13 protein-coding genes are annotated in these 18306 nt (G+C 68.4%); 5 read left to right on the forward strand and 8 right to left on the reverse strand.

All coding sequences use genetic code 11. From position 1 onward, the window contains the following. Window positions 1-75: 75 nt before the first annotated feature. The 6 genes from ACW4TU_RS01245 to ACW4TU_RS01270 form a co-directional block, all read right to left on the reverse strand. Complete coding sequence (locus ACW4TU_RS01245; protein ID WP_457423693.1) at window positions 76-1713, reverse strand: RICIN domain-containing protein; 1638 nt, start codon at window positions 1711-1713, stop codon at window positions 76-78. 130 nt (window positions 1714-1843) lie between these two features. Then, window positions 1844-2581, reverse strand: a complete 738-nt coding sequence (locus ACW4TU_RS01250; protein WP_457423695.1) for a VOC family protein — start codon at window positions 2579-2581, stop codon at window positions 1844-1846. A 236-nt stretch (window positions 2582-2817) separates the two neighbouring features. Beyond that, a complete protein-coding gene (locus tag ACW4TU_RS01255; RefSeq protein ID WP_457423697.1) occupies window positions 2818-4290 on the reverse strand; it encodes a GH1 family beta-glucosidase in 1473 nt (490 codons plus the stop codon). Between the two features lie 100 nt (window positions 4291-4390). Next, window positions 4391-5332: a carbohydrate ABC transporter permease gene (locus ACW4TU_RS01260; protein ID WP_457423699.1), complete on the reverse strand. Its 942-nt coding sequence runs from the start codon at window positions 5330-5332 to the stop codon at window positions 4391-4393. A gap of 13 nt (window positions 5333-5345) precedes the next feature. Further along, complete coding sequence (locus tag ACW4TU_RS01265; RefSeq protein ID WP_457423701.1) at window positions 5346-6341, reverse strand: carbohydrate ABC transporter permease; 996 nt, start codon at window positions 6339-6341, stop codon at window positions 5346-5348. Between the two features lie 110 nt (window positions 6342-6451). Further along, the gene (locus ACW4TU_RS01270; RefSeq protein WP_457423703.1) at window positions 6452-7765 is read right to left on the reverse strand and encodes an extracellular solute-binding protein; all 1314 of its coding nucleotides are present in this window, start codon (window positions 7763-7765) and stop codon (window positions 6452-6454) included. A gap of 283 nt (window positions 7766-8048) precedes the next feature. Between ACW4TU_RS01270 and ACW4TU_RS01275 the strand changes: the two genes are divergently transcribed. Next, a complete protein-coding gene (locus ACW4TU_RS01275; protein WP_457423705.1) occupies window positions 8049-9065 on the forward strand; it encodes a LacI family DNA-binding transcriptional regulator in 1017 nt (338 codons plus the stop codon). A 164-nt stretch (window positions 9066-9229) separates the two neighbouring features. Here ACW4TU_RS01275 and ACW4TU_RS01280 read toward each other — a convergent pair whose 3' ends face one another. After that, window positions 9230-9406 carry a hypothetical protein gene (locus ACW4TU_RS01280; protein WP_457423707.1) on the reverse strand — a complete coding sequence of 59 codons (177 nt, stop codon included), beginning with the start codon at window positions 9404-9406 and terminating at the stop codon, window positions 9230-9232. A gap of 135 nt (window positions 9407-9541) precedes the next feature. Here ACW4TU_RS01280 and ACW4TU_RS01285 point away from each other — a divergent pair, with 135 nt between their 5' ends. Together ACW4TU_RS01285 and ACW4TU_RS01290 are read left to right on the forward strand one after the other, a co-directional pair. Beyond that, window positions 9542-10423, forward strand: coding sequence for a metalloregulator ArsR/SmtB family transcription factor (locus ACW4TU_RS01285; protein WP_457423709.1), 882 nt, complete (start codon window positions 9542-9544; stop codon window positions 10421-10423). Beyond that, the gene (locus ACW4TU_RS01290) at window positions 10420-11022 is read left to right on the forward strand and encodes a dihydrofolate reductase family protein (RefSeq protein WP_457423711.1); all 603 of its coding nucleotides are present in this window, start codon (window positions 10420-10422) and stop codon (window positions 11020-11022) included. The genes ACW4TU_RS01285 and ACW4TU_RS01290 overlap by 4 nt, the downstream gene beginning before the upstream one ends. Before the next feature lie 237 nt (window positions 11023-11259). On the opposite strand, the gene ACW4TU_RS01295 is transcribed toward ACW4TU_RS01290, so the two are convergent. Beyond that, on the reverse strand, window positions 11260-13023 hold the full coding sequence (locus tag ACW4TU_RS01295) for a glycoside hydrolase family 6 protein (protein WP_457423713.1): 1764 nt from the start codon (window positions 13021-13023) through the stop codon (window positions 11260-11262). Window positions 13024-13739: 716 nt separating this feature from the next. On the opposite strand from ACW4TU_RS01295, the gene ACW4TU_RS01300 reads away from it, so the two are divergent. Then, window positions 13740-16658: a glycoside hydrolase family 48 protein gene (locus ACW4TU_RS01300; protein WP_457423715.1), complete on the forward strand. Its 2919-nt coding sequence runs from the start codon at window positions 13740-13742 to the stop codon at window positions 16656-16658. A gap of 412 nt (window positions 16659-17070) precedes the next feature. Next, complete coding sequence (locus ACW4TU_RS01305) at window positions 17071-18093, forward strand: LacI family DNA-binding transcriptional regulator (protein ID WP_457423717.1); 1023 nt, start codon at window positions 17071-17073, stop codon at window positions 18091-18093. Window positions 18094-18306 lie beyond the last annotated feature (213 nt).

An 18306-nucleotide genomic window follows, 5' to 3' on the forward strand; every position in this document is an offset into this window, starting at 1 on the left:
GGCCTCCGGACGCCGCCTGGGTGCACTGGACGCATCACCCTGGCAGGCCATGGTCGGCGTCCCGCCGACCCGTCTTCACACCGCGATGATCTGCCACTGCTGCTGGGTCGCCCGGTTGTACGTCTCCTGCTCGATGCCCGCGCCCTGGGCGGTGGAGGCGCCGTCGACGGTGAGTGACAGTCCGCTGAGCCGGTTGGTGAGGTAGTGGTAGCCGTCCCCGGTGGGCGTCACGGCCCAGTGCTGCTGGAAGACGCTGTCGTCCGACCAGATGCCCACCCTGCCGCCGTCCACGCGCGAGAGGCCGGCCACCTCCATGAGCTTGCCGCTGCCGACGCTCCTGATCTTGTAGTAGCCGTCGTCGGGGGAGACGAAGGTCCACTTCTGGTTGGTCTGGTTCAGCCAGGGCCACTGGAGGACGTCGGTCCCGTTGGCGGTTCCTGCCCCGCTCACGTCGGCCACTTGGCCGCTGTTGCGGTTGACCAGGCGAAAGACGGTTCCGTCGCCCGGCAGAACACGCGACACCAGGGCCGGTTCGGCGGTCCTGCCGCCGATACGGACGGCGCCCATGTTGACGTAGCCGCCGGTGCCGGCGGCTGCCTGGATCCGCACGAAACCAACATTCCTGGCGCTCCACTCGGCCACCTTCGTGACGCGGTCAGCGGCCCAGGAACCCGTGGCGACCTGGGTGAAGATCGCGGCGTCGGTGCTGGTGGAGATGGTGTACGAAGTGATGCCGCCGTCGGTGGAGTTGTTGCGGTTCCACTGCTTGGGCAGGTACTCCAGGGTGGAGACATCGCTCCACACCCCGCCCAGGTCGATCGTGATCGAGTGTGGCTGGGACGGAGAAAGTCCCCATGTCGACCAGCAGGTCTCGAAGTCTTTGTCGCTCAGCCCGTCGATCGCGTTCATCGGGCCCTCGCCCGGGTGGAATCCGGTCGCGTAGGCACTGACGGGTGTCACGGGGTGCTCGGCGCGTGGCGGTTGCGCCGGCAAGGGCGCCCTGGAGGTGTTGGGGCTCCATGCCGCCCCGACCTCGGCGAGCCGGTTGACGACGTTGGTGTCCAGCTTGCCGTCGCGGTTGGGCGGACAGTTGAGGATGAACGAGGTGTACTTCGGTTCCAGGTCCGACAGGTGGGTCAGGATCGACGCCTTGCTCATCAGGCCTTCGGACGGCGTGGACGGATGCCAGAACCAGCCGTTGCTGATCGTCTGCCCCTGCATGGAGGCGAAGGTGTTTCCGGTCGGCGAGGTGATGCCCAGTGGCTCTTCGAAATAGATCGCGTCGCCGAGGAACGGTACGACCAGCCCACCGTGGTCGATCATGACGATGTCCGGCTGGAGCGATTTCACGTGCTCGCGGATCCGCTGGTAGGAGACGGCCTGCTGACCCATCTGCCATGCGTAGCCGTCGGTGATGAACATGTCGATGGTGCCGTAACCGGTCAGCAGTTCGGTGATCTGGTTCAGCATGTAGGTGAGGTCACCGGGCTGGATTGTCCGGTCGGCGGCGACGCCGTGCCGAGTGTCGTACGCCTGCACGCTGTAGGTGCGGTCCCAGATCGAGTAGTACAGACCCACCTTCAGGCCCCTGGCCCGGAACGCGTCGACGCACTGGGCGACGATGTCCTGCCTGTAGGAGCTTTGGGCCACGTTGTGATTGTTGTACGCGGTCGGCCACAGGCAGAAGCCGTCATGGTGCTTGGTCGTCAGCACGCCGTAGTAGTCGGCCGGCTTCGCACGCGGTTGATCACGGTGAGCGCCGAAGGGGGCGTCAGCCGGCCCTCGGGCGGCGACCACAGATCGGTCAGGACCACCAGACCCTCGTCCACCGCCACGCGCCGTGTCAGGCCGGGCGGAGGACGCAGAACTCGTTGCCTTCCGGGTCGGCCAGAATCCTCCACGGGAAGTCGCCCCGGCCCGTGTCGGCAAGCGTCGCACCGAGGGCCTCGAGCCGGGTCACCTCCGCCGCTTGACCGTCACCGAGGGAGGGCACCACGTCGAGATGGACGCGGTGCCGCATGTCCTTCAGGTGGGGCGTGCGGAGGAACTCCAGATACGGGCCGACCCCCTTGGCGGAGCGCAGCAGCGCACGATCGTCGGTCACCTCGTGCAGGGTCCAGTCCATCGCCTCCTCCCAGAACCGGGCCATGGCCCGCGGGTCCGCGCAGTCGACGACCACCGCGGCGATCGGCCCGGTGTCCCGGTACATCTCCTGAGGCTCCAGGACGCAGAACACGTTGCCCTCCGGGTCTGCCAGAGCTGTCCACGGGAGGCCGGTCCGAGTCACCTCGGCGACCGTCGCACCGAGCTCCTTCAGTCGCGCGACCAACTCCGCTTGGTGAGTCGCGGAGTTGGTGGCGAGTTCGATGTGCACACGGTCGTTCACTGTTGCGGGGTCCGGGACTGCGATGACATCCACGCAGATACCGGTGGGATCCGACCAGGTGAAACCCACGGGCTTGACACTGGTCGCACCGGGTTCCGCGCTGGAGACACCCCAGCCGAGCGCCTCCCCCCAGAACCGGCCCAGCGCCGAGTCGTCCCGGGCTTTGAAATTGACCTGAACAAGTTGCAGCACCATGCCGCCGACCCTATGTCCGAGGGCTGAACCGGCACTCGGGGCCGCCGAATCCGGACGGGCGGTGGGAAGCCGATCACGACTTCCCACCGGGCCGGAACGGAGACCTCGACCGGACGTCGCGTGACAGCCGGAGACGCCGGCGCCAACCCGGGAAGTGCCGCGCTCAATCAGCGGTACCACTGCTCAGTACTCCGCCAAGACCACGCCGTAAGGCCACGCCACGCTGTGCTGTGACCTCACACGCGAGCCGCTCCGTTCGGACCGTCCGGGTCCGGCAGCGTGCCGGTGCGGGCGACGTCGGCGTACCATCGCGCGCTCGCCTTGGGGATGCGCTTGCCGGTCGGGTAGTCCACGTACACGGCTCCGAAGCGCTTGCTGTAGCCGTAGCCCCACTCGAAGTTGTCCAGCAGGGACCACAGGAAGTAGCCCCGCACGTCGACGCCGGCCGCGATCGCCCGCCGTACGGCCGACAGGTGGCCGTGCAGGTAGGCGATGCGTTCCGGGTCGGCCACCTCGCCGGCCGGGTTGACGTAGTCGTCGAACGCGGCCCCGTTCTCGGTGATCATCAACGGCAGCGCGGGGAAGTCCGCCTTGAGGCGCGTCAGCAGGTCGTACAGGCCGCTCGGGTCGACCGCCCAGCCCATCGCCGTGGTGTTGCCCGGAGGACGGTGGAAGGTGACCCGGTCGGCGCCCGGCCAGGGGGTGTGCTCGCTCGCCCCGTGACCGTCGGAGCCGTGGCCGGCGTCGTCGATGGCGGCGGAAACCAGGGTGGGCGAGTAGTAGTTGACGCCCAGGAAGTCCAGCGGCTGGTGGATCGTGGCGGTGTCGCCGTCCCGTACGAAGGACCAGTCGGTCAGGACGGCCGTGTCCTGGAGGAGATCCCGCGGGTACTCGCCCTCCAGCATGGGACCGGTGAAGACGCGGTTGGCCAGCGCGTCGATCCGGCGGACCGCGTCGAGGTCGGCCGCGGCCTCGGTCAGCGCACGTACGTGGTGGATGTTGAGCGTGACGGACGCCCGCGCGTGGGAGGGCAGTTCGGCGCGCAGTGCCTGAACCGCCTTGCCGTGGGCGAGGTTGAGGTGGTGGGCGGCGCGCAGGGCCGCGACCGGGTCGGTGCGCCCTGGCGCGTGGACGCCCGAGCCGTATCCGAGGAAGGCGCTGCACCAGGGCTCGTTGAGGGTGGTCCAGGTCTTCACCCGGTCCCCCAGCGCACGGGCCGCCAGGGCCGCGTAGTCGGCGAACCGGTCGGCGGTGACACGCTCCGGCCAGCCGCCCGCGTCCTCCAGCTCCTGCGGCAGGTCCCAGTGGTAGAGCGTGACGACCGGCTCGATGCCCTTCTCCAGCAGCGCGTCGGTCAGGGCGCGGTAGAAGTCGAGCCCCTTCTCGACGGCCGGGCCGCGGCCGGTCGGCTGCACCCGCGGCCACGACAGGGAGAACCGATAGGCGCTCACGCCGAGATCAGCCATGATCTCGACGTCCTCGCGCCAGCGGTGGTAGTGGTCGGTGGCCACGTCACCGGTGTCGCCGTTGCGCACCATGCCGGGCGTGTGCGAGTAGGTGTCCCAGATCGACGGGGTGCGGCCGTCCACGGCGGCGGCTCCCTCGATCTGGTACGCGGCGGTCGCCGTGCCCCAGGTGAACCCCGGCGGGAAACGGGTGACGGCGGTGTTCTCCGGGGCGGGCGCGGCACGTCGGGCGGTGGTGGTCACCTGGGTGGTTCCTTCCAGCTGTACTGCGGGGCGGGAGCGTCGAATCGGGTGACATGGCGAGCGCGGGAAGGGTCCCGGCCACGGGGTGACGGCGGGGCGCTCATCCCTTGACAGCTCCCTGCATGATGCCGCCGACGATCTGACGGCCGAAGACGATGAACATGGCGAGCAGGGGCAGTGTGCCGAGGAGGGCGCCCGCCATGATCAGTGACTGGTCGCGCACGTAGCCCGCGCTCAACTGCGTGAGCGCCACGGGGACGGTCGGATTGGACATGTCGAGCACGATGAACGGCCAGAAGAAGTCGTTCCAGGCGTGCACGAACGTGATCATGAACAGGACGGCCATGGGAGGCCGGGCGATCGGCAGCACGATGCTCCAGAAGATGCGCAGGGAGTGCGCACCGTCCACCCGCCCGGCCTCGACGAGTTCGTCGGGCAGCGCCTCGCTCAGGTACTGCCGCATGAAGAACACGCCGACGGCACTGACGAGCGTGGGAAAGATGACTGCGGGCAGCTTCTGCCCCAGGCCCAGCTCGGTCATCATCATGAACAGGGGTACGACGCCGAGTTGGGGCGGTACCAGCATCGTGCCGATGACGAGCATCAGCAGGACGTTGCGGCCCTTGAAGCGGAGTTTGGCGAACGCGAAGCCGGCGAGGGTGGCGAACAGCACCGTGGACAGGGCGATCACGCCGGCCACGATCAGGCTGTTGAGCATGGCCTTGCCCAGCGCGGCGTCCTTCCAGGCCTTGCCGAGGTTCTCCAGGAGATGGGGTCCGGGCAGGAACGGCGGAGGCGTCTGGGTGACGCGCGTGTTGTCGGTCGACGCCGCCACCATCGTCCAGTAGAGCGGGAAGAGGGAGAACAGTGCCGCGACTCCCAGCAGGATGTAGGCGACGGGGCCCGCGTGGTGCTGTCGTCCCGCGGCCGGGTGCGCGAACAGCCGTCGGCGCCGTCCGCCGGACGGAGTGGCCCCGCGGGTCTTCCGCGCGGTGGCGGGGGGTGCGTCCGCCGCCCGGACCGGGATGCTGTCTGTGGTCATGGAGATCTCCCGGTCAGGCCCTGCGCGCTACGACGCGCTGGACCACTCGTTGGACGACGAACACGACGATGAGCAGCAGGAACATCGCCCAGGCGACCGTGGCGGCCCGGCCCATCTGGTAGTTCTTCCAGCCCTCCTCGTACAGCAGCAGTCCCAGCGTCTGGTACTGGTTGTCCGCTCCCCCGGTGATGCCGTTCGGGCCCTGGCCGAAGATCAGGGGTTCGCCGAAGAGCTGGGTGGCGCCGATCGTGGACAGGACGATGGTGAACACGATGGTGGAACGGATGCCGGGGACGGTGACCGTCAGGAACTGCTGCCACCGCGAGGCGCCGTCGATGGCCGCGGCCTCGTACCGGTCGCGCGGGATCGCCTGCATCGCGGCGAGGTAGAGCAGGGCGTTGTAGCCGGTCCAGCGCCAGATGACGATCGAGGAAATGGCCGTCTGCGCGGCCCACTTGTTGTTCTCCCAGTCGATGTTGTCGACACCGAACAGGCTCAGCATCCAGTTGATCATGCCGAAGTCACGCTCGAAGAGCATCGTGAACACGAGTGCCGCGGCACCCACCGACGTGGCGTACGGCGTCAGGGCGGCGACACGGAAGAACGTCGAGCCACGCAGCTGGTAGTTGAGCAGATGAGCCAGTCCGAGCGCCATCAACAGCTGTGGCACGGTCGACAGGACGCCGATGGTGATGGTGTTGAGCAGCGCGTTCCAGAAGCGGTCGTCGTCCCACAGGGCCGTGTAGTTGTCGAAGCCGACCCACTCCATGAGGTTCAGGGTCGACAGTTCGACGCGGTGCAGGGAGATCCACGAGGTGTAGATCAGCGGGTAGAAGCTGAAGGCGGCGAAGACGACGAAGAACGGGGCTACGAAGGCGTACGGGGCACCCCGGACGTCGAGGCGGTGCAGCAGCGTACTGCGCCGCCGGCGGTCCCCGCCGGCGCCGGTCCCGGCCGGCGGGGTGGTGCCGGGCGCACCGGCTGAGGGTGTCGAGGTGGAGATGGCCACCGGAAGGCGTCCTTCCTGGAAGGGGAGGGGAGGCGATCGGTGCCCGGCGACCCACACGGGCCGTGCGTGGGGCGCCGGGCGGCTGCGGAGACGGGCGACGGGACCCGAGGTCAGCCGATGGCCTTTCCGATACGCTTGTCAGTGGTCTTCCAGGCCTGTTCCGGGCTCTTGTTCTGCGCCTCGATCAAGGTCAGCCCCTGGGAGAAGATGTCCTTGATGGTGCCGTCCTTGCGGCCGAGCACCTGCTCGTCGGGGATCTCCTGGGCCGCGGCGCCGAAGATCTTCCCGATGGGCGCGCCGCTGAAGTAGTCCGACTTGGCGTCGACCACTTCGGGCATTCCCAGCGCGGTCTGCGACGAGGGGAAGTTGCCGATCTTCTTGAACAGGTAGGCCTGCTGCTCGGGGGCGGTGAGCCAGGCGACGAGATCCTGTGCCTCCTTCTTGACAGGACTCCTCTCCATCACTCCGAGGAACGATCCGCCCCAGTTGGCGCCCTTGGGTGCCTTGGCGACGTCCCACTTGCCCTTGTTCGCCGGGCCCGCCTTCTCGCTGATGTGCGCGAGCATCCACGCCGGACAGACGGCTGTGGCGAAGGTGCCGTTGGCCAGGCCGGGATCCCAACCGGGCTGGAACTGGCGGAGCTTGGCGGTCAGACCGGAGGTGGCCGCCTCGGAGGCCAGCTTCCACGCATCCTTCACGACGGGGTTGGTGGCGTAGATCAGCTCACCCTTCTTGTCGTAGAACTGCTGGGAGTTGCCGTAGATCATGGCGTTGAACAGCCCACTGGAGGTGTCCATGAAGGCGACCTTGTCGGCCTTCGAGTTCTGCTTGAACCGCTTGCCCGCGGCGACGTACTTCGACCAGTCGCCCTCCCACAGCTTGGCGACCTCCTCGCGGTCGGTGGGCAGGCCGGCCTGTTCGAAGAGGTCCTTGCGGTAGCAGACCGCCATCGGGCCGATGTCGGTGCCGAGGCCGATGACCTTCTTGTCGGCGGTGGTGACCTGGCTCTGCTTCCACGGCAGGAAGTGGTCGGTGCCGGGCACACCGGCCAGATCGACGAACTTGTCCTGCTGGGTGTCGGACAGTTCCTTGGCCCGACCAATCTCTATGCCCTGGATGTCCTTCAGTCCGCTGCCGGCGGCCAGGTGCGTCTGCAGGGCGGTGTAGTAGGTCTGCTCGTCACCCGCGACGTCCGCCTTGATGACGACGTTCGGGTGCTCCTTCATGTAGGTGTCGAGCAGCCCGGTCTCCTTGAAGCCCATGACGCCGAACAGGCCCATGGTGATGGTGACCTTGCCGTCCTTCTTTCCCCCGCCCGTCCCTCCGCTGTCGCTGCCTCCACAGCCGACGACCAGCCCGAGAGCCGACACCGTCGACACCGCGGCGAGCACTCTCGTGTGTGACTTCCTTCGGAACTTGTCCATTCGGTCCTCCTGGCGGCGGCGCTGACGCACCGGAGTTCGTGTCCCACGGTCGGCTTCGTAGATACGATTTGTCTGGTGGGCACGTTCCCAAACAACGATGGGAACGTGCCCACCCGGAAGACCGAAGCCTCGCCGCCGCGAAAGACGTCTGTCAAGAAGTTGAACTCACTTCGTTGCCGAGGGGTGTCCGACCGGTCCGCTCAGGGCCTTCGGACGCTCTCTGACGGTCTGGCACAATGCGCAGGTGAAAGCCGTCAGGCAGCGCGCGAGCGAGGGAGGCGTCATGGGAGGCAGGCAGCGCCCGACCATCAAGACCGTGGCCGCGCGCGCCGGCGTCGGACGCACCACGGTTTCACGAGTCATCAACGGCTCGGAGCTCGTCAGCGAGAAGGCCAGGGTCGCCGTGCTCGCCGCCATCGCCGAGCTCAACTACGTACCGAACTCGGTCGCCCGGGGGCTGGTGACGAGCAGAACGAACTCCGTGGCCCTGGTGATCCCCGAGTCCGCGAGCAGACTGGGCTCCGAGCCCTATTTCTCGGCGGTCATCCGCGGGGTCAGCATCGCCCTCGCGGAAACCCGTACTCAGCTCCAACTGGTCCTCGTACGCGACCAGTCCGAGCGGAACCAGCTCACCGAGTCGGTGGCGGAGCGGCGCGTCGACGGGGTGCTCCTGGTCTCGGTGCACGAGCACGACCCACTGCCGGGGCTGCTGGAGGACATGGGGCTGCCCACGGTGCTCGCCGGCCGCCGCTCCCCCGCCGAGTCGCTCAGCCATGTGCACTCCGACAACGCGGGTGGATCCTCGGCGGCCGTCAGGCACCTGCTCGCACGAGGGAGGCGGACCATCACCACGATCAGCGGTCCCCTCGACATGGACGTGGCGCGCAGTCGGCTCCAGGGCTGGCGGGAGGCCCTCGAGAAGGCAGGTCACGAGGTCACCGACCGGCTGGTGGCCCCGGCCGACTTCACCGAGGAGGGCGGCGAGGCGGCCATGCGTTCACTCCTCGGACGAGTACCCGGGCTCGACGCCGTGTTCGTCGCCTCGGACGTCATGGCGGCGGGGGCGCTGGCGGAGTTGCGCAGGCAGAAGCGCAGCGTCCCCGACGATGTGGCGGTGGTCGGATTCGACGACTCCATCATCGCCCGGCACACCAGTCCGCCCCTCACCAGCGTGCGTCAGCCGGTCGAGGAGATCGGCAGCACGATCGCCCGCATCCTCCTCAAGGAGATCGGCAATCCGGAGGAGCCACGTCAGCACGTCGTTCTTCCCACCGAACTCGTGGTACGCGAATCCTCGTAAGTTGCTGAGAAGCGCCCGCAGTTGATGCTTCTCGGGGGCGCCGGGCGGCCGTGTGCCGCCCGGCGCAGCGACAGCGTCGTCCTCGGCTACGGTCCTCCAGGTCGCCTCGGCGGACTCCCGTGACGGCGTAGGCCGTGCCGTTGTCGTGCCGCTGACCGGCCAGGTCACCGTCCTCCAGCCGGCCGGCCACCGGTGTGCGGCAGGCCGCGCCGGCCCGCGACCGGACCGCCCAGGCGCACTTCGATGGTGCCGCCGCCGATGACCCAGGCGGCGATCGGGTTGTCGGCCAGCGGCGGGGGCGACGGCGAAGCCGGGACGAGGGCCACGGTCCAGGTGAGCACCCGGGTGGGCTCCTCGGGGCCCGGAGATGGCCATCGCCCTTGGGCCGGCTGTCCTCGCGCGGCGCGCGCCCCGGCCCCGAACAGCCACAACACATTCCTTGACACGAATATTCTTCATGGAGAATACTTGCGGTCATGGACGCACTCCTCACCGCACTGGCCGAACCGGCCCGCTGGCGTCTCCTGAGACTGCTGGCCGAGCGACCCCGCTCGGTCGGCGTTCTCGCTCAGCTCACCGACGCACGCCAGCCCCAGACGACCAAGCACCTGCAGACCCTTGAGCGCGCCGGCGCCGTAACCTCCCAGCGCACAGGTCAGCGACGCGTCTACACGCTCCGGCCCGGTCCCCTGCGGGACCTGGCAGCCGCGCTCAGTCAACTCGCCGACACCGCAGACCAGGCCGACGGCCCGCGTGCGACGTACGATCGTTACGGGCTGAGCGTCGACGCGGAACGGCTCGCCGCACAGGAGTCGGGGTGGGCCGACGGCCGGTCGTTCACCTTCCACCGGTCGTTGGCGGGGCGCCCCGAGCTGGTCTGGCGCCACCTCACCGACACCGCCCTGCTCGCGCACTGGTGGACCCCCGAGGACCTCCGCGCCTCCGAGCTCGTCTTCGAGGCGCGCCCCGGAGGACGGATCGTCCAGGAGTACCGCGATGCCGAAGACATCGCCGACTCCAACCCCGTCGTCGGGCGCGCGGAGGGGGTCGTCGACGACGTACGACCCGGTGAACACCTCGCCTACCGGCTCTCCCCGCTGCTTCCTGACGGCCGCCTCGCCTTCACCGCCCACGTGGCCATGGGCCTCGGTCCCACCAGCACGGGCACGGACCTCGACGTCCGCTGGCGAATCACCGACAGCACCGTCGACTCCGCGGACTTCATCGCCGGCATCGAGATCGGCTTCGGCCAGAGCCTCGACAAGCTCGCGGCGACCCTCACGGCGTACACACACGACAAGCACACCCCTGACAACACCGACAACACCGACAACACCGCCACCAGGAGCACGAGATGACACAGCAGACCGTCGGCCGCCGAGTAGTCACCAACATGGCCCTCTCCCTCGACGGCCACTACGCCGCACCCGACAACCCGCTGGACATGCGCTGGGTGATGCCGTACGCCGTGACCGACGTCGCCCGCGACCATCTGACCGGTCTCTGGGAACCGGCGACGACGGCCCTGCTCGGGCGGGTCAACGCCGAGGGATTCCTCGGTTTCTGGCCCACCGTCATCGGCATGGAGGGTGCCGACCCCCGCGACGAGGCCTTCGCGAAGTGGCTCGTCGACACCGACAAGGTGGTCCTCTCCTCCACCCTCGACAAGGCGCCGTGGGAGCGTACGACGATCGCCGACAAGCCAACCGTCGAGGTGGTCACGGACCTCAAGGCCACCGAAGGCGGCGACATCCTCGTGCTCTCCAGCGCGAGCGTCGTCAAGGCGCTCCTGGCGGCCGACAAGGTCGACCGGCTGGCGCTCACGATCTTTCCGGTCTTCCTCGGCGGCGGGCCCCGCCTCTTCGACGACGGCCTGCCCGCGAGCCGGTGGACACTCGTCAGCCAGACCGCGGGCGAGCACGGCACGTTGGCCCTCGTGTACGACCGGGTCCGCTGAGTCGCCCCACCAGCCCGGTCATCCGAAGGGCCCCGAGATGTGCCGAGGTGCAGTCAGGCCTTGGAGGTCTTGATCGCCGAGGTGGCGGTTTGTTCGAACCACGGCATCCAGTGACGTGTCCCCCGGTTGATCGCCGCGCCCAGGGAGAGGGCCGACCTGACGCGCGGGATCCGCCGGGATCCGTCCCTCGGCCTGGCCGAGGGACGGATCCCGGCGGTCGCCTACCGCCTCAGCAGGTCACGACAGCGGCGGGTAGGCGTTCCGGACCAGCTGCTGGAACTGGGCGGAGAACCAGCGTCCGGCCAGCGGCGAGTTCGGCAGTGCGCCGGAGAGGTTGTTGCCATTGCGGGCGTTGCCGCCGTACGTCGGGTCGCACATCCGGTCGAAGCCCTTGCCCTCGTCGTTGGGGATGGCGGTGCTGTTGCCGTCCGACTCCCCCGGCGGCTTGACCCACACGTAGGCGTCGATGCCTGCGGCCGGAGCCGCGGTCGGCCGTTCGCCGATGCCCGCACCGCTCTGGTTGCACCAGTTCCCGGCGTGGATCCGCCGGTCGATACGGCTGGCGTCGACATAGCCGTCCACCGTGGTCGGCGAACCGGGACCGGTGGGCCGGGCGGAGCCGCCCCATCCGTTGCGCGAGGTGTCGATCAGCATGCCGAGTCCGGAGTTGAATCCGGCCGCGACGAGCTTGTCCCGGAACGCCTGGGCGAAGGACTGCTCGTCCACGTACTGGTTCCAGTCGACCCACTTCGACTGGCGCACGGTCTGACCGCCCACCGTGTCGGTGACCTTGAGGTACGGCTCCTTGGTGGGGCTGTAGTTCGCGGTGTTGACGATGAAACCGGCCACGTCGTTGACGCTCGCGCCGTTCGACGTCGCGACCTTCTGGAACTGCTGCACGGCCGGAGCGAGGTTGCTGTCCCAGCCGAGCCAGCCGTGGTGGGCGGCGTCGATGTAGTTGTAGACGCCGGGGATGTTGCCCAGCTTGTCCAGGGCGTAGCCGACACCCTTCTCATAGTTGCCGTTGGCCTTCATGGTCACGCAGGCGTCGGTGGTGGTGGGGGTGCCGCCGGCGTTGGTGACCAGGTTGGGCAGTGAGTCGGGCTCGATGACGGTGGCGATCCGCAGGCCGGCGTACTTGGCTTCGGACAGGATCGACACGATGGGGTCGATGTACTGCGACTTGTACTTGTCGAGGTCGTTGGGCCCCAGCTCGCCGTTGGAGGCGAGGGCGGCGCAGTCACGGCCGGGCAGGTCGTAGATCACGATCTGGACGACGAGTTCACCGGAACCCTTCTGCTTCAGGGCCTCCTCGAGGTGGGCGCGCAGGCCCATCCCGCCGTTGACACCGTTGATGGCGGCGATGCGGTCGAGCCAGACGGCGGTGGGCTGGTTGGCGATGCTGCCGCCGCCCGGTTCGGCGGCGGCCTTGGCGGACCACTCCGGGTTCACGTACACCTTGGCGCCGGTGTAGGGGTTGTCCACTCGGCTGCCGGTGCCGCCCCCACCGTCTCCGCCGCCGGTGCCACCACCCGTTCCACCGCCGGTGCCTCCACCAGTACCGCCGCCAGTTCCGCCGCCGTTGTCGACGTTGCAGGCGACACCGTCGAGCGTGAACGTGGCGGGCACGGTGTTGGTGCCGCTGTAGGAGCCGTTGAAGCCGAAGCTGACCGAACCGCCGTTCCCGAGCGTGCTGTTGTAGGTCTCGTTGGCTGCGGTGACGTCCGCGCCGCTCTGGCTGATCCTCGCGTTCCAGCCGTTCGTGACCTTCTGGTTGCCTGCGTACGACCACTTCACCGACCAACCCGACTTGGCGGCCGCGTTGTTGGTGATGGTCACCGCGGCGGTGAAGCCGGTGTCCCACTGGCTCTGCACCTTGTAGTCGACGGTGCAGGGAATGGACGAGGTGGCAGCGCCGGCCTGGCCGACGACGAGCGCCGTCCCCGACGTCCCGGCGACCAGCGCCAGGGCGGCGAGCAGCGATGTCCTGGTGTGACTCATGAGTGCGGGCTTCCTTTTCTTGATGTGGAAGTGCGGATGCGGGCCGCGCGAACGGCGGCGCGAGCCGACGCCCTACGGGTGGCAGTGCCTCGTAGGCGGAGATCAAGGATGGAAAGGCCGGAAAGAACGGGGAGGAGGGATCGGAGGAGCAGTCCTGCACGTTCCGGGTCCGGCCGGACAGGACGGGCTCACGGTCGTCGCACCACGTCATGCCCCGGTCGACGAGCGACCGCGGGGTGGTGTGCCCGTCGAGCCTGGATCTCATCGGTGCGGGACGGCTCGCCGGCGTCACGGCCACTGAGCGGCTCAACACCCTGGAAAGGGCTGTCCCACTGGCTGGTGTCGGCGGGTCCCACTGTGCGCGCGGCCGTGGCTCCCCGGGCCGAGAACACAGGTGGAACAGCGCTCGAGAGAGCGTCGCTGACTAAAAGTACTGAATGCGGGGGGTGTCGCATGAGCGAGTCCTTACAGCTTGGCGCGCCGCTACGGACACGTCGAGTGATGGAACCGCTCCCACTGGTGAGGAGGAAGCTAGCGCCAACCAGCGGGGTTTCATAGGGCCCTTGCGAAACTTTCGCTCCTGTCAGGTCGGTTCGAACTTTGAAGTCGTCGGCATCTTGACCGATCCGCCCTTCATCTCCACGATGGGAGCGCTCCCACTGGATTCCCCCCTCGGCATCTCTCCGTGAGTCGCGTGACGCAAGGAGGAACAGCACATGGATCCCGGACGCAAACGCAGAGCCGTACGGCGGTTCTGGACCGCAGCCGCCGCTGTGTTCGCTCTGCCCCTGTCAATGCTCGCCAGCGGCACGACCACCGCGAACGCGGCGTCCGTGCAGTGCAGCGTCGACTACAGGACCAACGACTGGGGCTCCGGCTTCACCGCCGACCTCACTGTCACCAACCGCGGCAGCGCCGCGATCGACGGCTGGACCCTGACCTACGGCTACACGGGCAACCAGAAGCTCGCGAACGGGTGGAACGGCACCTGGTCCCAGGCCGGTCAGGCCGTCACCGTCAAGAACGCCTCGTACAACGGCACCATCGCCCCGGGCGGCGCCGTCTCCGCAGGCGCGCAGTTCAGTTACAGCGGCAGCAACGCCGCGCCGGCCGGTTTCGCGGTCAACGGCACCAGCTGCGTCGGCGCCCACCAGCCGCCGATCACCATGCTGACCAGCCCGGCCGCCGGCGCGGTCTACTCGCGGGGTGACGCCGTGCCGCTCGCGGCGACCACGGCTGCCGCGGACGGCGCGACGATCAGCAAGGTGGAGTTCTACGACGACACCACACTGCTGGGAACGGACACGAGCACGCCCTACACGCTCTCCGCCTCCGGACTGGCCGTGGGCAGTCACTCCCTGCTGGCGAAGGCGTACGACAGTCTGGGCGCGTCGGCGGAGTCCACCCCGGTCGGCATCACGGTCGCGGCGGGTCCCGCCGTGGTGGCCTCGACCAGCCAACTCGCCGTCCAGCAGGGCAAGTCGGCGACGTACGACGTGAAGCTGTCGACCCAGCCGTCGGCCAACGTGACCGTGACGACCGCCCGGACCGGCGGCAACACGGGACTGTCGGTGACCGGCGGGACGTCGCTCACCTTCACCCCGTCGGACTGGAACACCACGCAGAAGGTGACCGTCACGGCGGACTCCTCCGGCACGGGGGCGGCGACCTTCGAGTCGACAGCCACCGGGTACGGCAAGGCGGCGGTGACGGTCACCCAGATCGCGGCGTCCAAGACGTACGACGCCCGGTTCCTGGAGCTCTACGGCAAGATCACCAACCCGGCGAGCGGTTACTTCTCCCCCGAGGGCATCCCCTACCACTCGGTCGAGACGCTGATCGTCGAGGCCCCGGACCAGGGCCACGAGACCACGTCGGAGGCCTACGGCTACCTCCTGTGGCTCCAGGCCATGTACGGCAAGGTGACGGGCGACTGGACCAAGTTCAACGGCGCCTGGGACATCATGGAGAAGTACATGATCCCCACCCATGCCGACCAGCCCACCAACTCCTTCTACAGCGCCTCCAAACCGGCGACCTACGGGCCCGAGGAGGACACTCCGAACCAGTATCCGACCGCGCTCGACCCGTCCGTACCCGTCGGTTCGGACCCGATCGCCGGTGAGCTGAAGTCGACCTACGGCACGGACGACGTCTACGGCATGCACTGGATCCAGGACGTCGACAACACCTACGGCTTCGGCGACACCCCGGGCGGCACGTGCGAGGCCGGCCCGACGGAGACCGGACCGTCGTACATGAACACCTTCCAGCGCGGCCCGCAGGAGTCGGTGTGGGAGACGGTGCCGCAGCCGACCTGCGACGCCTTCAAGTACGGCGGCAAGAACGGCTACCTGGACCTGTTCACCGGGGACAAGTCGTACGCCAAGCAGTGGAAGTACACCGCCGCCCCGGACGCCGACGCGCGTGCGGTACAGGCCGCCTACTGGGCGGACCTGTGGGCGAAACAGCAGGGCAAGGGCTCGGACGTGTCGGGCACCATCGCCAAGGCCGCGAAGATGGGCGACTACCTGCGGTACGCCATGTACGACAAGTACTTCAAGAAGATCGGCAACTGCGCGGGGCCCTCGTCCTGCCCGGCCGGTACCGGCAAGGACGCCTCGCACTACCTGTTGTCCTGGTACTACGCCTGGGGAGGCTCCACCGCCACCACTGGCGGGTGGGCCTGGCGGATCGGATCCAGCTTCGCCCACAGCGGCTACCAGAACCCGCTGGCCGCCTACGCGCTCAGCTCGTACGCCGATCTGAAGCCCAAGTCGGCGACAGGGCAGGCGGACTGGACGAAGTCGCTGCAGCGGCAGCTGGAGTTCTACCGCTGGCTGCAGTCGGACGAGGGCGCGATCGCCGGCGGCTCGACCAACAGCTGGGCGGGCCGTTACGCGACCCCGCCGGCCGGGAAGTCGACGTTCTACGGCATGTACTACGACGAGCAGCCGGTGTACCACGACCCGCCGTCCAACCAATGGTTCGGCTTCCAGGCGTGGTCCATGGAACGGGTCGCCGAGTACTACCAGCAGACGGGCAACGCCGCCGCGAAGGCGGTCCTCGACAAGTGGGTCAAGTGGGCGCTGTCCAAGACCACGATCAACCCGGACGGCACCTACCAGATTCCCTCCACCCTCAAGTGGTCGGGCCAGCCCGACACCTGGAACGCGTCAAGTCCCGCTGCCAACAGCGGACTTCACGTCACCGTCGCCGACTACACGAACGACGTCGGGGTGGCGGCCGCCTACGCCAAGACACTCGCGTACTACGGCGCCAGGTCCGGTGACGCGGCGTCGAAGTCGACGGCGAAGGCGCTGCTGGACGGCATGTGGGGCAACTACCAGGACAGCCTCGGTATCGCTGTTCCCGAGACCCGCACCGACTACAGCCGGTTCAACGACAGCCTCTACGTGCCGAGCGGCTGGACCGGCAAGATGCCGAACGGCGAGACCATCGACTCGTCCTCGACCTTCTCCTCGATCCGGTCCTTCTACAAGGACGACCCTGCCTGGTCGAAGATCGAGGCCTACCTCAAGGGCGGCGCCGCGCCCGTCTTCACCTACCACCGGTTCTGGGCCCAGGCGGACATAGCCCTGGCCATGGGCTCGTACGCGGAACTCCTCGAGTAGCCCCCGCCGGCGATCCGCGTACGCGACCCCGTCGCCTGGTGACGGGGTCACCCGGCCGGGCAGCCCCCACCCCTCACGGGGGCTGCCCGGTCCTCGCGCGCGATTCGGGCGGAGCCGGCTCACGCGCGAGGACGGACACATCGCGCACGTAGCGCCGTGTGCACGTCCTGCCCCCTCTTCCGACCCGCCAAGGCCGCCCGTGGAACGGCACCGAATTCCCCTACGCAAACGCAGATCCCCGAGGCTTCGAGCAGCGAGCTCCACGTTCGACGATCAGCGATAACACCCATACCCTCCTACTGGGAACGGGAGCGCTCCCAATTCGCGGGTGCACGGTACCCGCTCCGCCCCTGAAGTCGTGTGCTCGGTTGCCTCCGGCCGGTAAGATCGGTGATCTCTTGGGGAGGCGGTCATGGGCAGACGACGCCCGGGCACACCGACGCTGGAGGAGGTGGCCGTCCATGCGCGGGTGGGACGGGGCACGGTCTCCCGCGTCATCAACAACGCGGCGGGCGTGAAGGAGTCGACACGTCGGGCCGTCCAGCGGGCCATCGAGGAACTGGGCTACGTGCCCAATCTCGCGGCCCGTTCCCTGGCAGGGCGGCGGGCCGACGCCGTCGCCCTGGTCATGACGGAGCCGGACTGGCGGCAGTTCGCCGAGCCCTTCTTCTCCGAGATCGTCCGCTCGCTCGGAGACGCGCTGACGGACACCGGGATCCAACTCCTGCTGACCCTGGTCCGCTCGGACACCGAGCGACAGCGTTTCCTCGAGTACGCGCGCGGCGGCCGGGTCGACGGAGTCCTGCTGATGTCCGTGCACGCCGGTGATCCGCTGCCGGACATGCTCGCCGAAGCCCGGTTGCCGACCGTCCTGCTGGGACGCCGCTCGGGCGAGGAATACGTCAGCTACGTCGACGCGGACAACATCGGTGGTGCCCGCAGCGCCGTCTCCCACCTGCTGCGACAGGGCCGCAGGGTGATAGCCACGATCACCGGGCCGCTCGACCTGTACGCCGCCCAGTGCCGACTGCGCGGCTACGAGGAGGCCTTGGCGATGGCGGGCCTGGAGGGCGAGCCGACACGCGTCGCCGAAAGCGACTTCACGGCGGAGAGCGGACGCCGCGCCATGGCCGAACTCATCGAACGGTATCCGGACATCGACGGCGTCCTCGCCGCGTCGGACACCACAGCCGCGGGGGCTCTGGAGGCCCTGCGCGCGGCCGGCCGACGGGTGCCCGAGGACGTCGCCGTGATCGGTTTCGACGACTTCTCACTGGCCCAGCGGACCGAACCACCGCTGACCACGGTGCGCCAGCCGATCGAGGAGATCGGGCGGGCCATGATCCGACTGCTCCTCGAGGAGATGGAGGAGGGCGCCGTGGCCTGGCGTCACGTCATCCTCCGTACGGAGCTGGTGGTACGCGAGTCCACCTGACCCTTCGTCGCCGAACCCGTCCGGGGAGCGCTCCCGGAGTTGGCGTGCCGTGTCTCGGTTCCCCTGTCTGACCTGCGTCTCCGAAATCGGGTGGACAGGTTCATGCCGACAGTCTTGTCAGGGACCTGAACCATCCCTACAGTCCCAGCCGAAGCCCGGATTGGGAGCGCTCCCATTCACAAAGTTGTGGGAGACCTTCCGTACCCCCCATCC

Source organism: Streptomyces kryoterrae, assembly GCF_054072135.1.